The organism is Jeotgalibacillus salarius (genome assembly GCF_004405125.1).
Lineage (GTDB): Bacteria > Bacillota > Bacilli > Bacillales > Jeotgalibacillaceae > Jeotgalibacillus > Jeotgalibacillus salarius.
Genome location: NZ_SORX01000002.1, coordinates 47,692 through 68,840 on the forward strand (window position 1 = coordinate 47,692; position 21,149 = coordinate 68,840).

At 41.6% G+C, this 21,149-nt stretch carries 22 protein-coding genes; all 22 read left to right on the top strand.

Going from position 1 to position 21,149, the window contains the following annotated elements:
- Positions 1–2 precede the first annotated feature (2 nt).
- The 22 genes from fabG to topA all read left to right on the top strand — a co-directional run bounded on the left by fabG (position 3) and on the right by topA (position 21,118).
- The gene (fabG, locus tag E2626_RS02685) at positions 3–746 is read left to right on the top strand and encodes a 3-oxoacyl-[acyl-carrier-protein] reductase (RefSeq protein ID WP_134379412.1); all 744 of its coding nucleotides are present in this window, start codon (positions 3–5) and stop codon (positions 744–746) included.
- Positions 747–805: 59 nt separating this feature from the next.
- The gene (gene acpP, locus E2626_RS02690; protein ID WP_134379414.1) at positions 806–1,039 is read left to right on the top strand and encodes an acyl carrier protein; all 234 of its coding nucleotides are present in this window, start codon (positions 806–808) and stop codon (positions 1,037–1,039) included.
- 237 nt (positions 1,040–1,276) lie between these two features.
- Entirely contained in the window at positions 1,277–1,987 is a 711-nt protein-coding gene (gene rnc / locus E2626_RS02695; protein ID WP_134380346.1) for a ribonuclease III, read from the top strand.
- Positions 1,987–5,547: a chromosome segregation protein SMC gene (gene smc, locus E2626_RS02700; protein ID WP_134379416.1), complete on the top strand. Its 3,561-nt coding sequence runs from the start codon at positions 1,987–1,989 to the stop codon at positions 5,545–5,547. The genes rnc and smc overlap by 1 nt, the downstream gene beginning before the upstream one ends.
- Before the next feature lie 13 nt (positions 5,548–5,560).
- On the top strand, positions 5,561–6,571 hold the full coding sequence (gene ftsY / locus E2626_RS02705; protein ID WP_134379418.1) for a signal recognition particle-docking protein FtsY: 1,011 nt from the start codon (positions 5,561–5,563) through the stop codon (positions 6,569–6,571).
- An 81-nt stretch (positions 6,572–6,652) separates the two neighbouring features.
- Positions 6,653–6,970: a putative DNA-binding protein gene (locus E2626_RS02710; protein WP_134379420.1), complete on the top strand. Its 318-nt coding sequence runs from the start codon at positions 6,653–6,655 to the stop codon at positions 6,968–6,970.
- 14 nt (positions 6,971–6,984) lie between these two features.
- Complete coding sequence (gene ffh / locus E2626_RS02715) at positions 6,985–8,334, top strand: signal recognition particle protein (protein WP_134379422.1); 1,350 nt, start codon at positions 6,985–6,987, stop codon at positions 8,332–8,334.
- A gap of 108 nt (positions 8,335–8,442) precedes the next feature.
- Positions 8,443–8,715: a 30S ribosomal protein S16 gene (rpsP, locus tag E2626_RS02720; RefSeq protein WP_039808841.1), complete on the top strand. Its 273-nt coding sequence runs from the start codon at positions 8,443–8,445 to the stop codon at positions 8,713–8,715.
- 5 nt (positions 8,716–8,720) lie between these two features.
- Positions 8,721–8,954, top strand: a complete 234-nt coding sequence (locus tag E2626_RS02725; protein WP_134379424.1) for a KH domain-containing protein — start codon at positions 8,721–8,723, stop codon at positions 8,952–8,954.
- A 189-nt stretch (positions 8,955–9,143) separates the two neighbouring features.
- A complete protein-coding gene (locus E2626_RS02730) occupies positions 9,144–9,536 on the top strand; it encodes a YlqD family protein (protein ID WP_166786715.1) in 393 nt (130 codons plus the stop codon).
- 2 nt (positions 9,537–9,538) lie between these two features.
- Complete coding sequence (gene rimM, locus E2626_RS02735) at positions 9,539–10,051, top strand: ribosome maturation factor RimM (protein WP_134379428.1); 513 nt, start codon at positions 9,539–9,541, stop codon at positions 10,049–10,051.
- Positions 10,048–10,785: a tRNA (guanosine(37)-N1)-methyltransferase TrmD gene (gene trmD, locus E2626_RS02740; RefSeq protein WP_134379430.1), complete on the top strand. Its 738-nt coding sequence runs from the start codon at positions 10,048–10,050 to the stop codon at positions 10,783–10,785. Before rimM ends, trmD begins: the two co-directional genes overlap by 4 nt.
- 115 nt (positions 10,786–10,900) lie before the next feature.
- Positions 10,901–11,245, top strand: a complete 345-nt coding sequence (gene rplS, locus E2626_RS02745; protein WP_134379432.1) for a 50S ribosomal protein L19 — start codon at positions 10,901–10,903, stop codon at positions 11,243–11,245.
- A 106-nt stretch (positions 11,246–11,351) separates the two neighbouring features.
- Positions 11,352–11,885, top strand: a complete 534-nt coding sequence (lepB, locus tag E2626_RS02750; RefSeq protein ID WP_134379434.1) for a signal peptidase I — start codon at positions 11,352–11,354, stop codon at positions 11,883–11,885.
- A 7-nt stretch (positions 11,886–11,892) separates the two neighbouring features.
- A complete protein-coding gene (gene ylqF / locus E2626_RS02755) occupies positions 11,893–12,750 on the top strand; it encodes a ribosome biogenesis GTPase YlqF (RefSeq protein ID WP_134379436.1) in 858 nt (285 codons plus the stop codon).
- A 72-nt stretch (positions 12,751–12,822) separates the two neighbouring features.
- Positions 12,823–13,581, top strand: a complete 759-nt coding sequence (locus E2626_RS02760; protein ID WP_134379438.1) for a ribonuclease HII — start codon at positions 12,823–12,825, stop codon at positions 13,579–13,581.
- Between the two features lie 15 nt (positions 13,582–13,596).
- Positions 13,597–15,294 (top strand): hypothetical protein, encoded by a 1,698-nt coding sequence (locus E2626_RS02765; RefSeq protein ID WP_134379440.1) that lies wholly within the window; start codon positions 13,597–13,599, stop codon positions 15,292–15,294.
- Entirely contained in the window at positions 15,291–15,560 is a 270-nt protein-coding gene (locus tag E2626_RS02770) for an EscU/YscU/HrcU family type III secretion system export apparatus switch protein (protein WP_134379442.1), read from the top strand. The genes E2626_RS02765 and E2626_RS02770 overlap by 4 nt, the downstream gene beginning before the upstream one ends.
- Positions 15,561–15,680: 120 nt before the next feature.
- The gene (sucC, locus tag E2626_RS02775; RefSeq protein WP_134379444.1) at positions 15,681–16,841 is read left to right on the top strand and encodes an ADP-forming succinate--CoA ligase subunit beta; all 1,161 of its coding nucleotides are present in this window, start codon (positions 15,681–15,683) and stop codon (positions 16,839–16,841) included.
- 18 nt (positions 16,842–16,859) lie between these two features.
- Positions 16,860–17,762, top strand: a complete 903-nt coding sequence (gene sucD, locus E2626_RS02780; protein ID WP_134379446.1) for a succinate--CoA ligase subunit alpha — start codon at positions 16,860–16,862, stop codon at positions 17,760–17,762.
- Positions 17,763–17,832: 70 nt separating this feature from the next.
- Entirely contained in the window at positions 17,833–18,699 is an 867-nt protein-coding gene (gene dprA, locus E2626_RS02785) for a DNA-processing protein DprA (protein ID WP_134379448.1), read from the top strand.
- Positions 18,700–19,036: 337 nt separating this feature from the next.
- Entirely contained in the window at positions 19,037–21,118 is a 2,082-nt protein-coding gene (topA, locus tag E2626_RS02790) for a type I DNA topoisomerase (protein ID WP_134379450.1), read from the top strand.
- Positions 21,119–21,149: the final 31 nt, after the last annotated feature.

Consider the following 21,149-nt stretch of genomic DNA (forward strand, 5'->3'; position numbering starts at 1 on the left):
CCATGAAACTCGAAGGAAAAACAGCGATTGTGACAGGTGCATCACGCGGTATCGGTCGTTCAATTGCAATAGAGCTGGCCAAAAATGGGGCGAATGTTGTCGTGAACTACAGTGGAAGTGAAGAAAAAGCTAAAGAAACAGCAAAAGAAGTAGAAGCTTCTGGTGTACGAGCGCTCGTTATAAGGGCGGATGTTTCAAATGCCGATGATGTTCAGGCGATGCTGAAAGAGACCATTGGAGAGTTCGGCAGCATTGATATTCTCGTTAATAACGCAGGGATTACTAAGGATAACTTATTAATGAGAATGAAGGAAGAAGAATGGGATCAGGTCATGGATATTAATTTAAAAGGTGTGTTTTTAACAACTAAAGCGGCGGCACGCCCAATGATGAAGCAGCGTAAAGGGAAAATTATCAATGTATCATCCATTGTTGGCGTAATGGGTAATGCCGGTCAGGCAAACTATGTTGCCTCTAAAGCGGGCGTTATCGGTCTGACTAAAACATCCGCGAAAGAACTGGCAGCAAGAGGAATTAATGTGAATGCCGTAGCACCAGGCTTTATTGAAACTGATATGACGGATGAACTTGCTGAAGATGTGCAGGCATCAATGAAAAAGATGATCCCGCTTGACCGCTTCGGAAAGCCTGAAGATATCGCCAAAGCAGTCGTCTTTTTAGCGTCAGAGGATGCTGATTATATTACTGGGCAGACAATTCATATTGATGGTGGAATGGTGATGTAAAAAGGTTGTTTTATTCAGCCGGTTTTTACACTATAATACTTGAAGGGAGGTGAACGAACATGGCAGAAGTATTAGATCGTGTAACAAAAATCATCGTTGACCGTTTAGGTGTAGATGAATCTGAAGTTAAGCTTGAAGCTTCTTTCAAGGAAGACCTTGGTGCTGATTCACTTGATGTAGTAGAATTAGTGATGGAGCTTGAAGATGAATTTGATATGGAAATTTCTGATGAAGATGCAGAAAAGATTGATACCGTTGGAAACGCGGTGAGTTACATAGAAAGTAAAATGTAATCAGCCGGTACAAACCTTTCTATATGCTTGGCATGAACCTTCATGCCAAGCTTTTGTATGTATGAGGTATTCTTCCAATAAGTGTTTTCTGATATGATTAATGTATACTTATGTTTCTTTTAAGCCGGTTGTCCTCTGCGGAAAAGGACATCAGAACAATGTAGATCCGAAAAAGAAAATGAATGGCAAGGTGAAGACGGAGTGGGTAAATATAAACGTGAGCAATATTCAAGAGGTATGGAGCAAAAGTTTAGAGAGTTTCAGCAAACGCATGAAATTCGTTTTAATGATCAAAAGTTAATTATGACTGCATTTACACATTCATCATATGTGAATGAACATCGTAAAAAGCCTTATGAAGATAATGAAAGGCTGGAGTTTTTAGGTGATGCTGTACTTGAATTATCAGTATCGCATTATTTATTTCAGAAATTCCCTTCAATGAGCGAAGGTGAAATGACAAAACTGCGGGCAGCCATCGTATGCGAACCTTCATTGGTCATTTTTGCGAACGAAATGGACTTTGGTAATTTAATTCTGCTTGGCAAAGGAGAAGAACAGACCGGAGGCAGATTGCGTCCAGCATTACTTGCCGACGTATTTGAAGCATTTATCGGTGCTTTATATCTTGATCAGGGAATGGACCCAGTTAAGCAAATCCTTGATAAAGTTGTTTTTCCTAAAGTAGATACCGGTGCTTTTTCGCATGTGATGGATTATAAGAGTCAGCTTCAGGAATTTATTCAGCGTAACCATTCAGGAACGCTCCACTATGAAATTTTGAAAGAAAAAGGACCGGCACATAACCGGGAGTTTGTCTCAAGGGTACTCCTTGGTGATGAAGACCTGGGTACCGGTACAGGACGTTCCAAGAAAGAGGCAGAGCAACATGCAGCCCAGCAGGCATTGGAATATTTAAAAAAGTCAGGAAGCCGGGAGAATAAATAATGTATGTGAAGCAACTTGAAGTGCTGGGTTTCAAATCGTTCGCGGAGAAAGTACAAATTGATTTTGTGCCGGGTGTCACAGCGGTTGTAGGACCTAACGGGAGCGGAAAGAGTAACATCACTGAGGCGATCAGGTGGGTGCTTGGTGAACAATCTGCTAAATCACTGCGCGGTGGAAAAATGGAAGACGTCATCTTTTCCGGCAGTGATTCACGCAAGCAGCTTAACTTTGCTGAAGTCACACTCGTACTCGACAATACGGATGGTACGTTGCCATTGGACTTTATGGAAGTCAGTGTCACCAGGCGTGTTTTTCGCTCCGGAGACAGTGAATATCTTCTGAATGGATCAGCGTGCAGATTAAAAGACATTACAGAGCTTTTTATTGATTCAGGATTGGGTAAAGAGGCATTCTCAATCATCGGTCAGGGCAGAGTAGACCAGATTCTGAACAGTAAGCCTGAAGAAAGAAGAGTAATTTTAGAAGAAGCGGCAGGTGTATTGAAATACAAAAGCCGCAGAAAAAAAGCAGATCTGAGACTGGATGAAACACAGGACAATCTATATCGCGTTCAGGATATTCTTCATGAGCTGAGCAGTCAGGTGGAGCCGCTGAAACAGCAGGCTTCTTTGGCGAGAGAATATTTGGCCTATAAAGAAGATCTGCTAAAAACTGAATCCGGTCTCCTTGCGCATGAAGCAGAAGAAATGACTGCTGAGTGGGAATCCAGAGAAGATGAGTATCAGAAAGTAAAAGCACATGAACAAAAACTTCGCTTAAAACTTGATGAAGACGATGAAGCATTAAATGCAAAGCAGAAAGAACGTTCTTTTTGTGAAAAGAATATTGAAGAACTTCAGTCTGATCTTTTGACTGTTACCAAGGAAGCAGAACAGCTTGAGGGGCGTCGTCAAGTATTGATTGAACGTCAAAAAAATGCCGATCAAAACGAAGATCAGTTAAAACAGAAAGTAAAAGATTTAAATGAACAGCTGAGTGAAATTAAAAAGAAAATCAATCATAAAGAGCATGTGGCTGAAGAATATAAACAGGATATCGTCCACATTAAGCAACAGCTTGCAGAAACAGATCATGTTCTTGGAACTTCTGTGGATGAGATTGAGCAGCAGCTCGAAAAAACAAAAAACGACTACTTTGAAGCGTTAAATAATAAAACTGCCTTTCAAAATGAGTTGAATTACTTAACACAGCAACGCGATCAGGAGCATAAAAGAGCTGAAAAGCTGACTGGCACAAATGCCAGGTATATAGAAGAGCGTGAAAAGTGGAACGCAAAACATCAGGAATTGGCAATTCTAGCAGAGCAGACTGCCGGTGAACTGAACATCATAGCTGAGCATTATAAAACAGCGGTTCAAAAAAGAGATGCAGTTAGAAATGAATTGTCTGACCTGGAGAAGAATTTATATAAAGCTTATCAATTTGTGAGTGAAGCAAAGTCAAGAAGGTCAATGCTTGAGTCCATGGAAGAAGAATTTTCCGGATTTTATCAGGGTGTGAAAGAAGTGCTCAAAAATCGAGGCTCACGTTTAAAAGGAATTGAAGGTGCCGTGGCTGAGCTGATTGATGTAAGTAAGGAGCACGAAACGGCAGTGGAAACTGCACTCGGAGCATCTATGCAAAGTATTGTCACCCAAAGTGAAGCTGATGCCAGACAGGCAATTCAATTTCTGAAACAAAGCCGCGCAGGACGCGCTACATTCCTGCCGATGTCTGTGATTAAATCAAGAGCACTGCCCGATTCACTTATTGCACGGGCGAGTGAGCATGAAGATTTTATCAGCCCGGCCTCAACTCTTGTGGAATTCGATCCCCAATACCAGCATGTCATTGAGAATCTGTTAGGGCATGTTGTCGTTGTAAAAACATTAAAAGGTGCTAATGAACTGGCAAAAATTCTTCAATACAGGTACCGCATTGTTACGCTCGATGGGGACGTAGTTAACCCGGGTGGTTCTATGAGCGGGGGTTCTCAGGCTAAAAAAACTTCTTCTATTTTTTCAAGAAAAAATGAACTTGATCAGCTTGTTAGTCAGATACCGGCATATGAAGAGACAGCTGTAAAGCTCGAACAAAAAGTTCAGGAGTTAAAAAACCAGGCAGCTGAATTTGAAAAGGAAATGGACGATCAGCGTATAAAAGGAGAGCAGTCTCGTGTAAGAGAATCTGAACTGAAAGCAGATCTCCGTGAAGTAGAAACTGCAATCAAGCAGGCAGATGAGCAATTGAAGCTTTACGACCTGGAAATGGCAGAATTTAAACACTCTAAAGGTTCTTTTGAAGATAAAGCAGCTAACTTAGCCCGACAGGCAGCTGAGGAAGAGCAGCACTTAGTTGAATTAGATTCCAGGATCAAGAGTCTGACTGAACAAAAAGAAACACAGCAATCATCCAGAGATGAAATGGTTCAGACTAAGTCAAATCTCCAGGCCAAACGTGCTGTTGCTGAAGAGAAAGCCTCGCAGGTTAAACGGGAACTGAAAGACTTAATTCAATTAAATGCGGACACGAAAGAAAAGTATGAAAGATCCCTTGAAGACTTGAAGTGGTTAACCGAGGAAATGTCATCAGGTGAAAGTCAATCGGATCAGCTGCACAGGCAAATAACAGAAAAGCAGGAAGAAAGCTTGTCACTGTCAAGAAAATTGCAGGATATCAAGCTTCAGCGTGAAGAGCTTGAGGTGGTGCTGCAGCAACTAACAGCCTCATACAAGGAATCCAGCAGAATACATCAGGGGCTCCTGGAACAGATGAATGATTTGAAGCTAAAGACAAGTAAATTGTCATCTGATATAGATTACAGATTGAATAAGCTGCAGGAGGAGTATGAACTATCATTCAATGCTGCGAAAGAGGAATATCCACTTGAAATTGACCCTGATGAAGCAAGATCGAAAGTCAAACTGATCAAATTATCGATTTCAGAGCTTGGTCATGTCAATATCGGCTCGATCGAAGAATATGATCGAGTGAGTGAAAGGTATGAATTTCTGCTTGATCAACAGAATGATCTTCATGAAGCGAAGGAAAATTTACTCGCAGTTATTAAGGATATGGATGCTGAAATGTCGAGAAGATTCAGCGAAACTTTCTATCAGGTCAAAGATCATTTCACAAGCGTATTTCAAAAACTCTTCGGTGGCGGTCACGCAGAACTGAAGCTTACAAACCCGGATGATATGCTGTCTACCGGAATCGATATTGTGGCACAGCCGCCGGGTAAGAAGCTGCAGAACCTCAGCCTTTTATCAGGAGGAGAGCGTGCACTTACTGCAATCGCTTTATTGTTCTCAATCCTGCACGTTCGTCCTGTGCCGTTTTGCATACTGGATGAAGTGGAAGCTGCACTCGATGAAGCCAATGTCCAGCGGTTTAGTGACTACCTTCACCAATTCAGTGAGCACTCACAGTTTATTGTGATTACACACCGTAAAGGAACGATGGAAGGTGCGGACGTTCTATATGGTGTTACGATGCAGGAGTCGGGCGTTTCAAAGCTCGTTTCTGTTAAACTTGAAGAACAAATAAATTTGAGTTAAGAGGAGACATGGCATGAGTTTTTTTAAGAAACTGAAAGAGAAATTTACCACCCAGGATACAGCAACTGATAAATATAAAGACGGGCTGAGCAAGACCAGAAACAGTTTTACTTCCCGTTTGAATGATCTGGTGGCCAATTATAGAACTGTAGATGAAGATTTCTTTGAAGAGCTTGAAGAAATTATGATCCAGGCAGATGTCGGTTTCGATACAGTGATGACGCTGGTGGAAGAATTGAAAATGGAAGTTAAACGCCAGAATATCAAAGATACTGAAGGAATTCGAAGCGTCATTTCCCAAAAACTAGTGGAAATTTATTACAACGGAGAAGAGCCTGATGAACTTCTCAATTTTAAAGAAAATGATTTAACAGTCATTCTGTTTGTGGGGGTTAACGGCGTTGGTAAAACGACGACAATAGGGAAACTTGCACACCAGTTTAAAAATGAAGGTAAAAAAGTGGTTCTTGCAGCAGGAGATACTTTCCGTGCCGGAGCTATTGAACAGCTTGAAGTCTGGGGAAATCGAGTCGGTGTTGATGTCATTAAGCACTCTGAAGGTTCTGATCCTGCCGCTGTCATGTACGATGCAGTTCATTCTGCCAAAGCAAAAAAAGCGGATGTGCTTATTTGTGACACAGCAGGACGCCTGCAAAATAAAGTGAATCTGATGAAAGAGCTTGAAAAAGTGAAGCGTGTCATTGAAAGAGAAATTCCTGATGCCCCGCATGAGGTACTGCTTGCACTTGACGCGACGACAGGTCAAAATGCCATGACACAGGCAAAGATTTTCAAAGAAGCCACAAATGTAACAGGGATCGTGCTGACGAAGCTTGATGGTACTGCTAAAGGCGGAATTGTACTTGCGATCAAAAAAGAGCTGGGTATACCTGTGAAGTTTGTCGGACTTGGTGAAAAAATGGATGATCTCCAGCCTTTCAATGCAGAAAAGTATGTCTACGGACTATTTTCCGATCTGGTTGATAAAGAGGAATTAATAGATGACGAGGAAGAACGTGAATAAATCCTCCCGGGTTGACATAGAAGCCCTTAATCTGTATGATTTCAGTGTAAAGGCTTTTCACTTAACAAAGGGGGATATGTGATGCTCGAAAAAACAACAAGAGTAAACTTTCTCTATGATTTTTATCAAATGTTGTTAACGCCTAAACAGCGGAGCTACATGTCTCTATATTTTCTTGATGATTACTCTCTCGGTGAAATCGCTGAGGAATATAGTGTCAGCCGCCAGGCGGTTTATGACAATATTAAAAGAACTGAAGCGATGCTTGAGGAGTATGAGTCTAAATTATTGTTATTTCAAAAGTTCCAGGAGCGTACACAGGTGATTGAAAAGCTGAAAGCTGCTGCAATCCAGCCTGAGCTTCTAGAGATCATTAAATCGCTTGACGAATTGGAATAGGAGGCTTTGCATTTATGGCATTTGAAGGATTAGCCGAACGTCTGCAGGGTTCCATCCAAAAGATCCGCGGAAAAGGCAAAGTAAACGAAGCTGATGTTAAAGAGATGATGCGTGAGGTCCGTCTGGCGCTTTTAGAAGCCGATGTCAACTTCAAGGTTGTAAAAAGCTTTGTGAAACAAGTGAGTGAACGTGCTGTAGGCCAGGAAGTAATGACAAGTCTTACTCCTGGACAACAGGTCATCAAAGTAGTTAAAGAAGAGTTGACAGAGCTGATGGGCGGGGAACAAAGCCAAATCGCCGTCGGCAAAAAGCCGCCGACTGTGATTATGATGGTTGGTCTCCAGGGTGCCGGTAAAACGACTACAGCAGGAAAACTTGCGGGATTGCTTCGTAAAAAGCACAATCGTAAGCCGCTGCTAGTAGCTGCTGATATTTATCGTCCTGCTGCAATCAATCAGCTTGAAACGATTGGTAAGCAGCTCAGTCTGCCTGTTTTTTCGATGGGAGATCAGGTAAGTCCAGTAGAAATTGCAAAAGCCGGGATTGAAAAGGCGAAAGAAGAGCACCATGATTATGTGCTGATTGATACGGCCGGACGTCTTCATGTAGATGAAGAATTGATGGACGAATTAAAACAGATCAAGGAACTTTCTTCACCTGATGAAATCTTCCTGGTTGTGGACTCGATGACTGGTCAGGATGCGGTAACAGTCGCTCAGAATTTTGATGACGCACTTGGAGTAACAGGTGTTGTCTTAACCAAACTTGACGGTGATACGCGAGGAGGGGCAGCCCTTTCTATCCGTTCTGTAACCGGTAAACCGATTAAGTTCGTCGGTATGGGTGAAAAAATGGATGCGCTGGAGCCGTTTCATCCCGAAAGAATGGCATCCCGGATTTTAGGGATGGGTGACATGCTTTCACTCATTGAAAAAGCACAGACAAACGTGGATGAGGACAAAGCGAAAGAAATGGAGAAAAAACTCCGTACAGCTTCTTTCACCCTGGATGATTTTCTTGAACAACTCGGTCAGGTGAAACAGATGGGACCTCTCGATGAATTACTGAAAATGATTCCTGGTGCCAACAAAATGAAAGGTCTGGATAATATTGATATGGATGGCAAACAGCTCAGCCATGTTGAAGCCATTATCCAGTCTATGACGGTTAAAGAGAAAGAACAGCCTGAAATCATTAACGCCAGCAGAAGAAAGAGAATTGCCCGGGGAAGTGGCAGACCGATCCAGGAAATTAACCGTTTATTAAAGCAGTTCGAAGAAATGAAAAAAATGATGAAACAAATGACAAATGCACAAGGCAAAGGCAAAAAACGTGGTGGAATGAACTTTCCATTTATGCAATAACAGCGTTTTTTAAGAAAAAAATTAGTGTGTTAAGAAAAAAGACTTTACAAAGGAAGAAACCCTTGATAATATACTATCTTGTGTGAAACTATTCGGAGGTGCAATAACATGGCAGTAAAAATTCGTTTAAAGCGTATGGGAGCAAACAAGTCTCCTTTCTATCGTATTGTAGTAGCAGATTCTCGTTCACCACGTGATGGACGTTTCATCGAAACAGTAGGAACTTACAACCCGGTTGCAAACCCTGCTGTTGTAGATATCAATGAAGAAGCAGTTCTTAAGTGGATGGGAAATGGCGCTAAGCCTTCTGACACAGTACGTAACCTTCTTTCAAATGAAGGTATTATGGAAAAATTCCATAATTCAAAGAGCGGTAAATAACAGACGTGAAAGAGCTTATCGAAACGATTGTCAAGCCTCTCGTTGATCACCCGGAAGCAGTAAGTGTTGATGTGCAGGAGACTGACACAGCGATTGCTTACAAGCTTTCCGTTCATCCGGACGATATGGGTAAAGTCATTGGCAAACAAGGCAGAGTTGCGAAAGCTATACGTACTGTTTCTTTTGCAGGCGAAAGCGGGCAGAAGAAAAAGACCGTGATTGAAATAGTAGATAAGTAAAAGGGAGGCATATGTCCTCCCTTTTGCTGTATGAAAAATTAAAAGCTTTGTTAAAGTTATTTGTTGTTTATTCACAGCTGGTGGTTGGAACGCAAAGTGGAGACACCTGCTACCGGCCGCGGAAAGCATCCGCCTGAAGCGGAAACCAACAGCCAACTTTTACAGAGCAACTTTAAAAGGGGTGCGATCATGCAGGTAACTCAAAAGGTAATTGTGAAAGAAATTATGACTAACTCTTCTAAAAAGCGTCTGAAAGATTCTCTTACACAAAAATCAGAGCGTGCACAAAAAGAAGTTGAACAACTCATTTTTCAGCAGAAAAAGCTGGAAAAACAATTTGAGCAATCTTCAGATGCTGTGACAAACCGCATTAATCAGGAAATTAATAAAAGAAAACAATTAATGGCTCAGACGGAAGCTCAGCAAAAAACAATTGATGAGATGCCAATGGGTACTGAATATACATTAAGAGAAACAGATATGCTGGTAGAGCTTGATCAGGGCAGCATCTGGCACCCTGACCAAAAACCTGTCATTGTTCTTGAAGACGGTATGGTTAAAGAAATCCGTCAGGGGTGGTAGAGATGGAATGGTTTGACGTGGGGAAAATCGTGAACACCCATGGTATTAAGGGTGAAGTCAGAGTAATCTCGAGTACTGATTTTCCTGAGGAAAGATATGCAAAGGGCAGCACGCTTTATTTGTTTCAGCCAGGAAAAGACCCGGTTCAGCTAAAAGTATCCGGTTACCGCAGGCATAAAAATTTTGACTTGCTGACTTTTGAAGGATATGACAATGTGAATCTGGTCGAGCCTTTTAGAGAAGCGCAGCTGAAAATAACTGCTGAACAGATGAATGAGCTGGAAGAGGACGAGTTCTACTACCATGAAATCATTGGCTGCGAAGTTCTGACAGACGAAGGAAAGCGTATTGGTAACATTACCGAAATCCTTTCTCCTGGTGCAAATGATGTTTGGGTCATCAAGCCTGACAGCGGGAAAGATGTGCTGATCCCTTATATTGATTCAGTCGTAAAAGATGTGAATATTGCTGATAAAAAAGTAATCATTCATGTGATTGAAGGGCTGCTGGAATGAAGATAGATATTCTGTCATTATTCCCTGCGATGTTTGAAGGGGTTTTTGGAGAATCGATCTTAAAAAAAGCAGCAGAAAAAGGTGCGGTAGAATACGCAGTTACTGATTTTCGTCAATTTGCTAACAACAGGCACAATTCAGTTGATGATTATCCATATGGTGGCGGAGCAGGTATGGTATTGAAGCCTGAACCCATTTTTAATGCGGTAAATCATTTAAAGAAAGAGGCTGAATCTGCTCCGCGTGTGATTCTGATGTGTCCGCAGGGAGAAAGGTTCAATCAGAAAAAAGCTGAAGAGCTTTCGAAGGAAGAACACCTCATCTTTATTTGCGGTCATTATGAAGGCTATGACGAAAGGATCAGAGACCACCTTATCACAGACGAAATCTCAATAGGAGACTTTGTTTTGACGGGCGGGGAACTCGGTGCAATGGTCGTGACTGACAGCGTAGTCAGGCTGCTTCCAGAAGTTCTTGGAAATGATCAGTCTGCTGTAAAGGATTCTTATTCAAGCGGATTGCTGGAGCATCCTCATTATACGCGCCCTGCTAATTATGAAGGAATGACAGTACCGGATATCCTGTTGTCAGGCAACCATGCCAAAATTGATGAATGGCGCATGAAGGAATCGCTTAGAAGAACGTATACAAGACGTCCTGATCTGCTCAAAGAAATTAATTTAACAGATGAGCAAAAAAGATGGATTGACGAATTTAAAAATACCATTGAATAGAGTGTTTTTATGTGGTATTATAGATTTTGTGCTTAGTTCACGTTAGTGGATAAGCCTTGAACACAATGTTCCGCTGCAAAAAAGCAAGAGCATTTGTTGGAAGGAGTTGAAAATGATGCATAACCTAATTCAGGAAATTTCTAATGAACAGCTTCGTTCTGATCTGCCTACATTCAAGCCTGGTGATACTGTTAAGGTACACGTTAAGGTTGTTGAGGGAACTCGCGAACGTATTCAGGTGTTTGAAGGTGTTGTAATTAAACGCCGCGGTGGTGGTGTTAGTGAAACTTTCACAGTCCGTAAGATTTCTTACGGCGTTGGAGTTGAGCGTACATTCCCTGTGCATACACCTAAAATTGCGAAACTTGATGTTGTGCGTCGCGGTAAAGTTCGTCGTGCGAAACTTTACTACCTGCGTAACCTACGCGGTAAAGCGGCTAGAATTAAAGAAATTCGCTAATTGTAAAAAAAGAGCCTGCGGGCTCTTTTTTTATGTCTCCAATACTGAATAGATACGGAGTTTCTATGATACAATATGTTCATCTGAGGTAGATGGGGGAAGTAATGTGGAGATCAGGAACGAGTGGTGGGAATGGTCAAAAACTTTACTTGCAGCTGTTCTCATTGCAGCTGTTATTCGCTTATTTCTCTTTTCTCCGGTTTTGGTAGACGGAAGCTCGATGGTCCCGACACTGCAGGATGGAGACAGGATGATTGTAAATAAATTTCAATACACATACACAATGCCTGAACGCTTCGATATTGTCGTTTTTCATGTGTCAGAAAAAGAAGATTATATAAAAAGAGTTATTGGTCTGCCGGGCGAAACTGTCGCATTTAAAGATGATCAATTATACATAAACGGAGAGCCGGTTGAAGAATCATTTCGGGGAACAGAGGCATTTACAGAGAATTTTACTCTATTCGAATTGACAGGCTTTGATGAAGTTCCAGAAAATCATCTGTTTGTGATGGGTGACAATAGACAATACAGTAAAGACAGCCGTCATATAGGTCCGATCCCGATTGATGAAGTAGTAGGAGAAACACCGCTGATTTATTGGCCATTTAAAGATATAAAATTGTTTCATAAGGAGTGATGCTGTGATGAGTATCCAATGGTTTCCAGGTCATATGGCCAAAGCACGAAGGCAGGTAACAGAAAAACTGAAGCTCGTTGATATCGTATTTGAACTGGTAGATGCAAGGATCCCCCTTTCATCCAGAAATCCAATGATTGAAGAAATTATCGGACAAAAGCCCAGACTGATATTAATTAATAAAGCAGATATGGCAGACCCTAATAAGACGAAAGAATGGATTTCCTATTTTGAGAAAAAGGGTGTACGTGCTGTAGCAATCAACTCTGAAAAGGGTTCAGGCTTACAGCAGATACAAAAAGAAACGATGAATATTTTAAGTGAAAAGTGGGACCGGATGAGGTCAAGAGGAATCAGACCACGCGCAGTAAGAGCAATGATTGTCGGTATTCCAAACGTGGGGAAATCCACTCTCATAAACCGGCTTGCAAAGAAAAATATTGCACAGACTGGCAATCGTCCCGGTGTGACCAAAGCACAGCAGTGGATTAAAGCCGGAAAAGAAATGGAATTGCTCGATACACCAGGTATTTTGTGGCCCAAATTCGAAGATCCAGAGGTAGGGTACAGGCTTGCTCTCACTGGTGCGATAAAAGATAATCTCCTCAATCTGCAGGATATTGCGATTTACGCACTGCGTTTTCTTGAAACCTATTATCCGGACCGTCTGAAAGAAAGATACGGAATGGATGAAATTCCACAGGATCCGGTAGCGCTGTTTAATCATGTTGGAAAAAAGCGCGGATGCCTGATGACTGGTGGAGAAATCGATTACGATAAAACTGCTGATATTATCGTGAGAGATGTCAGAAATGTGCAATTTGGCCCAATAACATTTGACCTTGAACATTTAGACGATGAATAACCAGCAGGCTTCCGCATTTGTGGGAGCCTTTAATTTTTAACTATTTTACCGATATAGAAGATAGGTGACATAATGCTGACAATTAAAGAAATTAAAGAATTGCTTACTCACTCTCCTCAAAGTGAACTGATTAAAACGCTGGAGTCAGATGAGCGAAAAGGCGTAAAAAAGCTCTTGAAAACTTATTATACAAAGATTGAAAAAGATAAAGCAAAGGCAGAGTCGTATCGGCGCATGCAGCATTATGAAAGAATAGCCTTAAAAAAAGGTTATCAACTGATTGCCGGCACTGATGAAGCAGGGAGAGGCCCTCTTGCAGGTCCAGTCGTAGCGGCAGCAGTTATATTACCTGACGAATATTATCTACCTGGACTGAATGATTCAAAAAAACTGAGTGAATCGCAGAGAGAGTCGTTTTACACAGATATTATGCGATCTGCTGATGTAGGTGTAGGCATTATTCATGCGAAGGAAATTGATCAGTTAAATATTTTAAATGCGTCAAAAAAAGCAATGATAAAAGCAATCAGTGAGCTAAAACAGGAGCCTGAATTTATATTGGCGGATGCAGTAACACTTAACATACAAATTCCTCAGGAATCAATTATAAAAGGGGATGCAAAAAGTGTAAGTATTGCAGCTGCTTCAGTGATTGCAAAGGTAACAAGAGACAGGCTGATGAAAGAAGCGGGCGCAAAATATCCGGGTTACGGATTTGAAAGAAATGCAGGTTACGGAACGAAAGATCATGTGGCAGCTCTAAATAGACTGGGACCTACAGGTGAACACAGACGATCTTTTGAACCTGTTAAATCAATGGTTAAGCAATAAGCAGGAGGTGAAGGTATGGCTTCATATATTTCTGGACAGCAGCGAGCTGCTGTCAGTACACAACAGCAGGATAGGCAACAGCCGCTCAAAACCGGACAAATTGTACATGGGAAAATGTTGAAAAGTCTGGGCAATCAGCAAATGGACATTCAAGTTGGGGGACGAACGTTGACTGCGGTTGTGTCAGGCGCATTTTCAGAAGGGGAAGCGAAATGGTTTCAAGTGGAAAGCGCAGGAAATCCGCTAGTCCTGAAACCTGTAAAAACAGATGGATCCGGAAAAGCAGATGTCCAGCAGCTGTTACAATCAATTGGGCTTGGAGGGAATAAAGAAGTAAAAGCATTGCTCTCTTCTATGATCGAAAAACAGGTGTCAGTGACCACGGAAAAATTATCATCAGCTGCAACTTTACTGTCCGGAATAACTGATAAAGAAGAGGGACTTTCAGTTTTAAAGTGGATGGTATCTAAAGATCTTCCTCTAAAAGAAAGTATTTTCCGCCCATTGCTCTCTGCGAACGCCGGAATTTCTGAACCAATCTCCGGCTTGTTAAATCAAATGAAAAATCTGTTGCAATCTCAGGGACAAACGCCATTAAATCAAGTGATGCAGTCCGTTCAGGAGCCGTACGCAAAAATGTTGCAGGACCATACGATCCAGCGACTGTTTGAAAAAATGTCAGATGGATCACCTGCTGTAAGAAACCAGGCACTGGAAGGATTAAAATCACTGCAGGTTCTTCCGCAAAATGCCACGTTAAATAATTGGGCAATCACAGCTGATCCTGTTCAAATGTTAAAAGGCAGCGAAAATATCTTAAAAGCGCTTCACGCACTGCCTCAAAGCCAGAACGTACAGGCACAGATTAATCAGCTGGAGCAGGCAGTTAAGGTTTATCAGCAGTCAGGAGCTGCTCAGCAGCTTGCTGAAGCTGTTATAAAGGCGCAGGGGGTTCTTCTGCAGGTGAAGCCTCAATCGCCTCTCAGCATCCAGTCTATGCAATTACCTTCTGCTGATTTTACTCAGCCCCATCAATCAGTCCGGACAGCAGCAGCAGAAGTGCAAAGCCTGATTGGTCAGCAGAACAGCTCGTCTTCTATTCAGATGATGCTGAAGGAAGTGATACAGAGAATGGGCACGGATTATGAGGCCAGACTGCTGAATGCCGGAAATTCACCTGAAACAGCCACTCAAACACTGAAGGCCCAGCTTGTATCTTTACTGTCGATGCAAGGCATAAACACGCAGGTAAGGGAGTCTGCTGAACAAGTACTGAACCGCTTAAACGGCATGCAGCTGCTGTCTGCAGAAAATGGTCCGCAACAGCAGCTTATCATGCAATTTCCGATTCAACTTGGAGCACAGCATACTGATGTCATGATGAAATTAAATGGCCGGAAGAAAAGTGATGGCACACTGGATCCAGAGCATGTCAGAGTGCTGTTTTATATTACGCTTTCAGAATTAAAAGAAAGCATCATTGATATGAATGTTCAAAACAGTGTCGTATCACTCGATATTTATAATGAAAACGAGCATCTCAATCAGCTTGCAAAACCTTTTGTACCTGCTTTGAAAACTGCTCTTCAGGAAGCGGGCTATTCGTTTTCTTCAGTAAAATTTCACAGTACCAGAGAAGTTGACCCTCCAATCATGAATCCGGCAGAGGATGCTCTGTCTTCTGCTTATCACAAGGTGGATTTGAAAATATGAAAGAGCATAAAAGACTTGAGGCTGTTGCTTTAACTTATAAATCTGAAACCGGACAGGCACCTGTAGTGTCAGCTAAAGGAAAAGGAAAAATTGCTGAGTCAATTATTGAAAAGGCAAAAGATCACAATGTTCCAATACAGCAGGATGAATCTCTGGTGGAGCTTCTGAGTCAGCTGGAATTAAATGAAACAATACCGGATGAATTGTATCAGGCTGTAGCTGAAGTGTTTGCATTTATTTACCGTATCGATCAGATAAAAAAATAAGATAATTCAGACAATGATCAAATTTTCACAATATCGCCTCAAATAGTGGACATCACATCATTCATTCTATACAATGAAAGCGCAGTCTATTTTCAAAAGAGTTTGATAGGAGGATAAAACATGAATATCCATGAGTATCAGGGAAAGGAACTCCTTAGAAAATATGGAGTATCCGTGCCCCGGGGTTATGTAGCTTTCACGCCGAAAGAAGCTGTTGAAGCAGCTAAAGAACTTGGATCGGCAGTTACAGTAGTTAAAGCACAGATCCATGCGGGCGGCCGCGGTAATGCGGGCGGAGTTAAAATTGCTAAAAGTATTGATGAAGTCCGTACATACGCAAAAGAATTATTAGGCAAAACACTGGTTACACACCAGACAGGGCCGGAAGGTAAGGAAATTAAGCGCTTACTTATCGAAGAAGGCTGTGATATTAAGAAGGAGTATTACGTAGGTCTTGTACTTGATCGTGCGACTTCACGTATCACATTGATGGCATCTGAGGAAGGCGGAACTGAAATTGAGGAAGTTGCAGAAGCAACACCTGAAAAGATTTTCCGTGAATCAATTGACCCTGTTGTTGGTCTGACAGCATTCCAGGCACGCCGTATTGCTTTTAACATCAACATTCCTAAAGAGATGGTTAATAAAGCAGTTCGATTTATGCTTGGACTTTACAAAATGTTTGTTGAAAAAGATTGTTCAATTGCAGAAATCAATCCGCTTGTTACAACTGGAGACGGCAATGTAATGGCGCTTGATGCGAAGCTGAACTTTGATGCAAATGCACTTTATCGTCAAAAAGACATCATGGAATTCCGTGATCTTGATGAAGAAGATGCGAAAGAAATTGAAGCGTCTAAATATGACCTGAGCTATATTTCTTTAGACGGAAATATCGGCTGTATGGTTAACGGTGCAGGTCTTGCAATGGCTACAATGGACATTATCAAGCACTACGGCGGAGACCCGGCCAACTTCCTTGATGTTGGGGGCGGTGCTACAGCTGAGAAAGTAACTGAAGCATTCAAGATCATTCTTTCAGATGAAAATGTAAAAGGTATTTTCGTTAACATTTTCGGTGGAATTATGAAGTGTGACATTATTGCTGAAGGTGTAGTAGAAGCTGCTAAACAGGTTGGTTTGAAAGTACCGCTTGTTGTACGACTTGAAGGAACGAATGTAGAACTTGGCAAGAAAATTCTAAATGAGTCAGATCTTGATATCGTTGCAGCAGGCACAATGGCTGACGGCGCACAAAAGATCGTGGAACTTGTAGGCTGAGAAAGGCAGGGAGCATAAATGAGTGTTTTTATTGATAAGAATACAAAAGTATTAGTTCAGGGAATCACAGGCTCTACAGCCTTATTCCATACAAAGCAAATGCTTGAATACGGTACTCAGATCGTAGCAGGCGTGACACCTGGTAAAGGTGGAAATGAAGTAGAAGGTGTACCTGTATTCAACACAGTGGAAGAAGCTGTAAAAGCAACAGGCGCTAACGTGTCAGTTATTTATGTGCCGGCACCTTTTGCTGCAGATGCAATTCTTGAGTGTGTAGATGCAGAACTTGATATGGCGATTTGTATTACTGAGCATATCCCGGTTGTGGATATGGTTAAAGTTAAGCGTTATATGGAAGGCAGAAAGACACGTCTTGTCGGTCCTAACTGTCCGGGTGTGATCACACCTGACGAATGTAAAATCGGTATTATGCCTGGATACATTCATACAAAAGGACACGTAGGTGTGGTATCACGTTCTGGTACACTGACTTATGAAGCTGTTCACCAGCTTTCAGAAGAAGGTATTGGACAATCAACTGCTGTTGGTATCGGTGGAGACCCGGTCAACGGAACAAACTTCATTGATGCACTTGAAGCATTCAACAATGACCCTGAAACAGAAGCTGTCATCATGATTGGCGAAATCGGCGGTACTGCTGAAGAAGAAGCTGCTGAGTGGGTTAAAGCGAACATGACAAAGCCTGTAGTAGGATTCATTGGCGGTGCAACTGCACCTCCTGGGAAACGTATGGGTCACGCTGGCGCGATCATTTCAGGCGGTAAAGGTACTGCTGAAGAAAAGATCCGTGTCATGAATGAATGCGGAATCGCCGTAGCAGAAACTCCATCTGTTATGGGTGAAACGCTGATTAAAGTATTGAAAGAAAAAGGTTTATTTGATAAGTGTAAAACTCATTAATACTAAAAGAGCTGTCTGTTTCCCAGGCAGCTCTTTTCATACAAATTTAATTTATAAAAGGAGTGACTATATGTCCGATAGTCAATTTAAAGAAAAGTTGCTATATCTGCATTATATGAACGTTTTAAGTAACAAACAACTTCTTCTATGGTTACAGGCAGACCCGGCCTTAGAGCGGCCGCTAAGCAATCCTCCAGTCAGTGTTAAACTTACCCCTCATCAATCTCAAAAAATCTCTTCATGTCTTTTTTCTGCCACGTACAAAGAGATTGAATCACACCTGACCCAATCCCGTACATCCTTTATTACAATTTTTGATGAACTTTACCCTGAACGCTTAAGGGAAATCTATGATCCTCCAGTCATATTGTATAGCAGAGGAAACATTAATCTGCTTAACAACACAAATCAACTGGCGGTAATAGGGTCGAGAAATGCTGATAGTTATACTGAACGGACGCTTGAATGTATTCTACCTGGACTTATGAGAAGAGGGGTAGGGATCGTCAGCGGTATGGCTAAAGGTGCAGATGGAATTGCACACAGTCTTGCGCTCGGTGCTGAAACGATCGGTATAATCGGGAGTGGGTTTCACTATCAGTATCCGCGCTGTAACCATGATTTATATGAGGCAATGATTAAAAAACAACTTCTTCTTTCAGAATATCCTCCTTACATCAAACCTCAAAAATTTCATTTTCCAATGAGAAACAGAATTATCGCCGGGATATCCAGAGGTCTGCTTGTTACTCAGGCAGCTATTAAAAGTGGCACGATGATTACAGTGGACAGGGCTTTAGAAGAAGGCAGAGATGTTTTTGCAGTGCCAGGCCCAATCTTCAATATTTTGAGTGAAGGGACGAATTCACTGATTAATCAGGGAGCAAAATTAACTGTCAGTGCACTGGATATAATTGATGAATGGCGTATAAAGTAAACACTTTAAAAATGCTTTAACAGGTGAAAATCGTGCTGTAAATAGTCAAAATAGAGTCAATTAGCATCAAAGTCAAAAATAAAAAAAGTTGCAATTTGAAAAAATATAGTTTACATTGTGTCTCAGACCATAATTGCACATAAGAAGAGATTTTTCATAATTTCAGGGTGTAAACGCTAACAAGATTGACGTGTTGGCTTTTCTGCAGATTTAATTATAATAGCTGTGGATTAATTCAGCCAATCATCTATATAATCAATAAATAATTGACAAATGTAAAAAGTTGCACATATATTTACGCATATGAAGGTTGAGTAACCTCCAGGGAGGATTAAGAATGGCAGATTTTTTAGTAATTGTAGAATCACCCGCCAAAGCAAAGACGATTGAGCGGTATCTTGGAAAAAAGTATAAAGTGAAGGCATCTATGGGACATATCAGAGATCTCCCAAAAAGCCAGATGGGTGTAGATGTCGAAAATGAATTCGAACCTAAATATATTACCATCAGAGGTAAAGGTCCTGTTTTAAAAGAACTGAAGACGGCTGCCAAAAAAGCAAAACGTGTATTTCTCGCGGCTGACCCCGACAGAGAAGGTGAAGCGATCGCCTGGCATCTTGCTCACAGTCTGGACCTGGATCTTGATTCGGAATGCCGCGTAGTTTTCAATGAGATAACAAAAGATGCGATTAAGGAATCATTTAAGCATCCGAGAAAAATAGATATGGACAGAGTAGACGCTCAGCAGGCAAGAAGAATTCTCGACCGTCTTGTTGGTTACAATATCAGTCCTATACTATGGAAGAAAGTAAAAAAAGGACTGAGTGCCGGCCGTGTCCAATCAGTTGCAGTTCGCCTGATTATCGACCGTGAAAATGAAATAAAAAATTTCCAGCCTGAAGAATACTGGACAATCGATGGTCAGTTTAAAAAAGGCAGTAAAGATTTTCAGGCATCCTTTTACGGGTTAAAGGGTAAAAAGAAAAAGCTTGAAAACGAAGAAGACGTAAAAGAAGTTTTGAGCCAGATGAAGGGTAAGAAGTTTGAAGTTCAAAATGTAACAAAAAAAGAACGGAAACGAAATCCCGCTCCATCATTCATTACTTCATCTCTTCAGCAGGAAGCTGCCCGTAAATTAAATTTCAGAGCAAGAAAGACAATGATGCTTGCACAGCAGCTGTATGAAGGGATTGATCTAGGTAAAAAAGAAGGTACTGTCGGGTTGATTACGTATATGAGAACGGATTCCACACGTGTGTCTGATGTGGCGAAAGCTGAAGCAGCCGGTATCATCGAAGAGCAGTATGGAAAAGAGTTCCTTGCTGATGACAAACCGAAAGCTTCTAAAAAAAGCAAAAATGCTCAGGATGCCCATGAAGCAATCCGTCCTACCAGTGCTTTAAGAACTCCGCTCTCAGTTAAACAATATCTGAGCAGAGATCAGTACCGTCTCTATAAATTGATTTGGGAACGCTTCGTTGCCAGCCGTATGTCACCAGCTGTAATGGATACCATGAGCGTTGACTTAATGAATGGTGACGTACAATTCAGAGCAAGCGGCTCAAAAGTTAAGTTCCCGGGTTTTATGAAGGTCTACATTGAAGGCAGTGATGATCAGTCAGATGACAAGGAGAACTACTTACCTGATCTTAAGGAAGGTGAGACTGTTTCGTCTGATGATATCGAACCTAAACAGCATTTTACTCAGCCGCCTCCAAGATATACGGAAGCCAGACTGGTTAAGACGCTTGAAGAACTGGGTATTGGAAGACCTTCAACTTATGCACCGACTCTGGATACAATTCAGAAAAGGGGCTATGTCTCTTTAGATAACAAACGATTTATACCTACTGAGCTTGGAGAAATAGTTCTTGCATTGATTGTAGAATTTTTCCCGGAGATTATCGATGTGGAATTTACTGCAAAAATGGAGAAAGAACTTGATGATGTAGAAGAAGGTCAGATACAATGGGTAAAGATCATTGATGAATTTTATAAGGACTTTGAAGGTCACCTTGAAAAAGCCGAACAGGAAATGGAAAAGGTTGAAATCAAAGATGAGTATGCAGGGGAAGATTGTGAAGAATGCGGGAATGCAATGGTGATCAAAATGGGCCGTTATGGACGTTTTATGGCCTGCAGCAACTTTCCGGACTGCAGAAACACTAAGCCGATCGTAAAAGAAATTGGTGTGAAGTGCCCAACCTGTAAAGAAGGCAATGTGATCGAACGAAAAAGTAAGAAAAATAGAATTTTCTACGGATGTGACCGTTATCCATCGTGTGAGTATTTGTCATGGGATAAGCCGGTCGACAGACAATGTCCGAAGTGTGAGACTACGTTGATCGAAAAGAAACTTAAAAAAGGTAATCAGATTCAATGCCCGAATTGCGATTATAAAGAAGAACAGCAGGTATAAAAAAGTCCTGGCGGTTTCTCCGCCAGGCTCT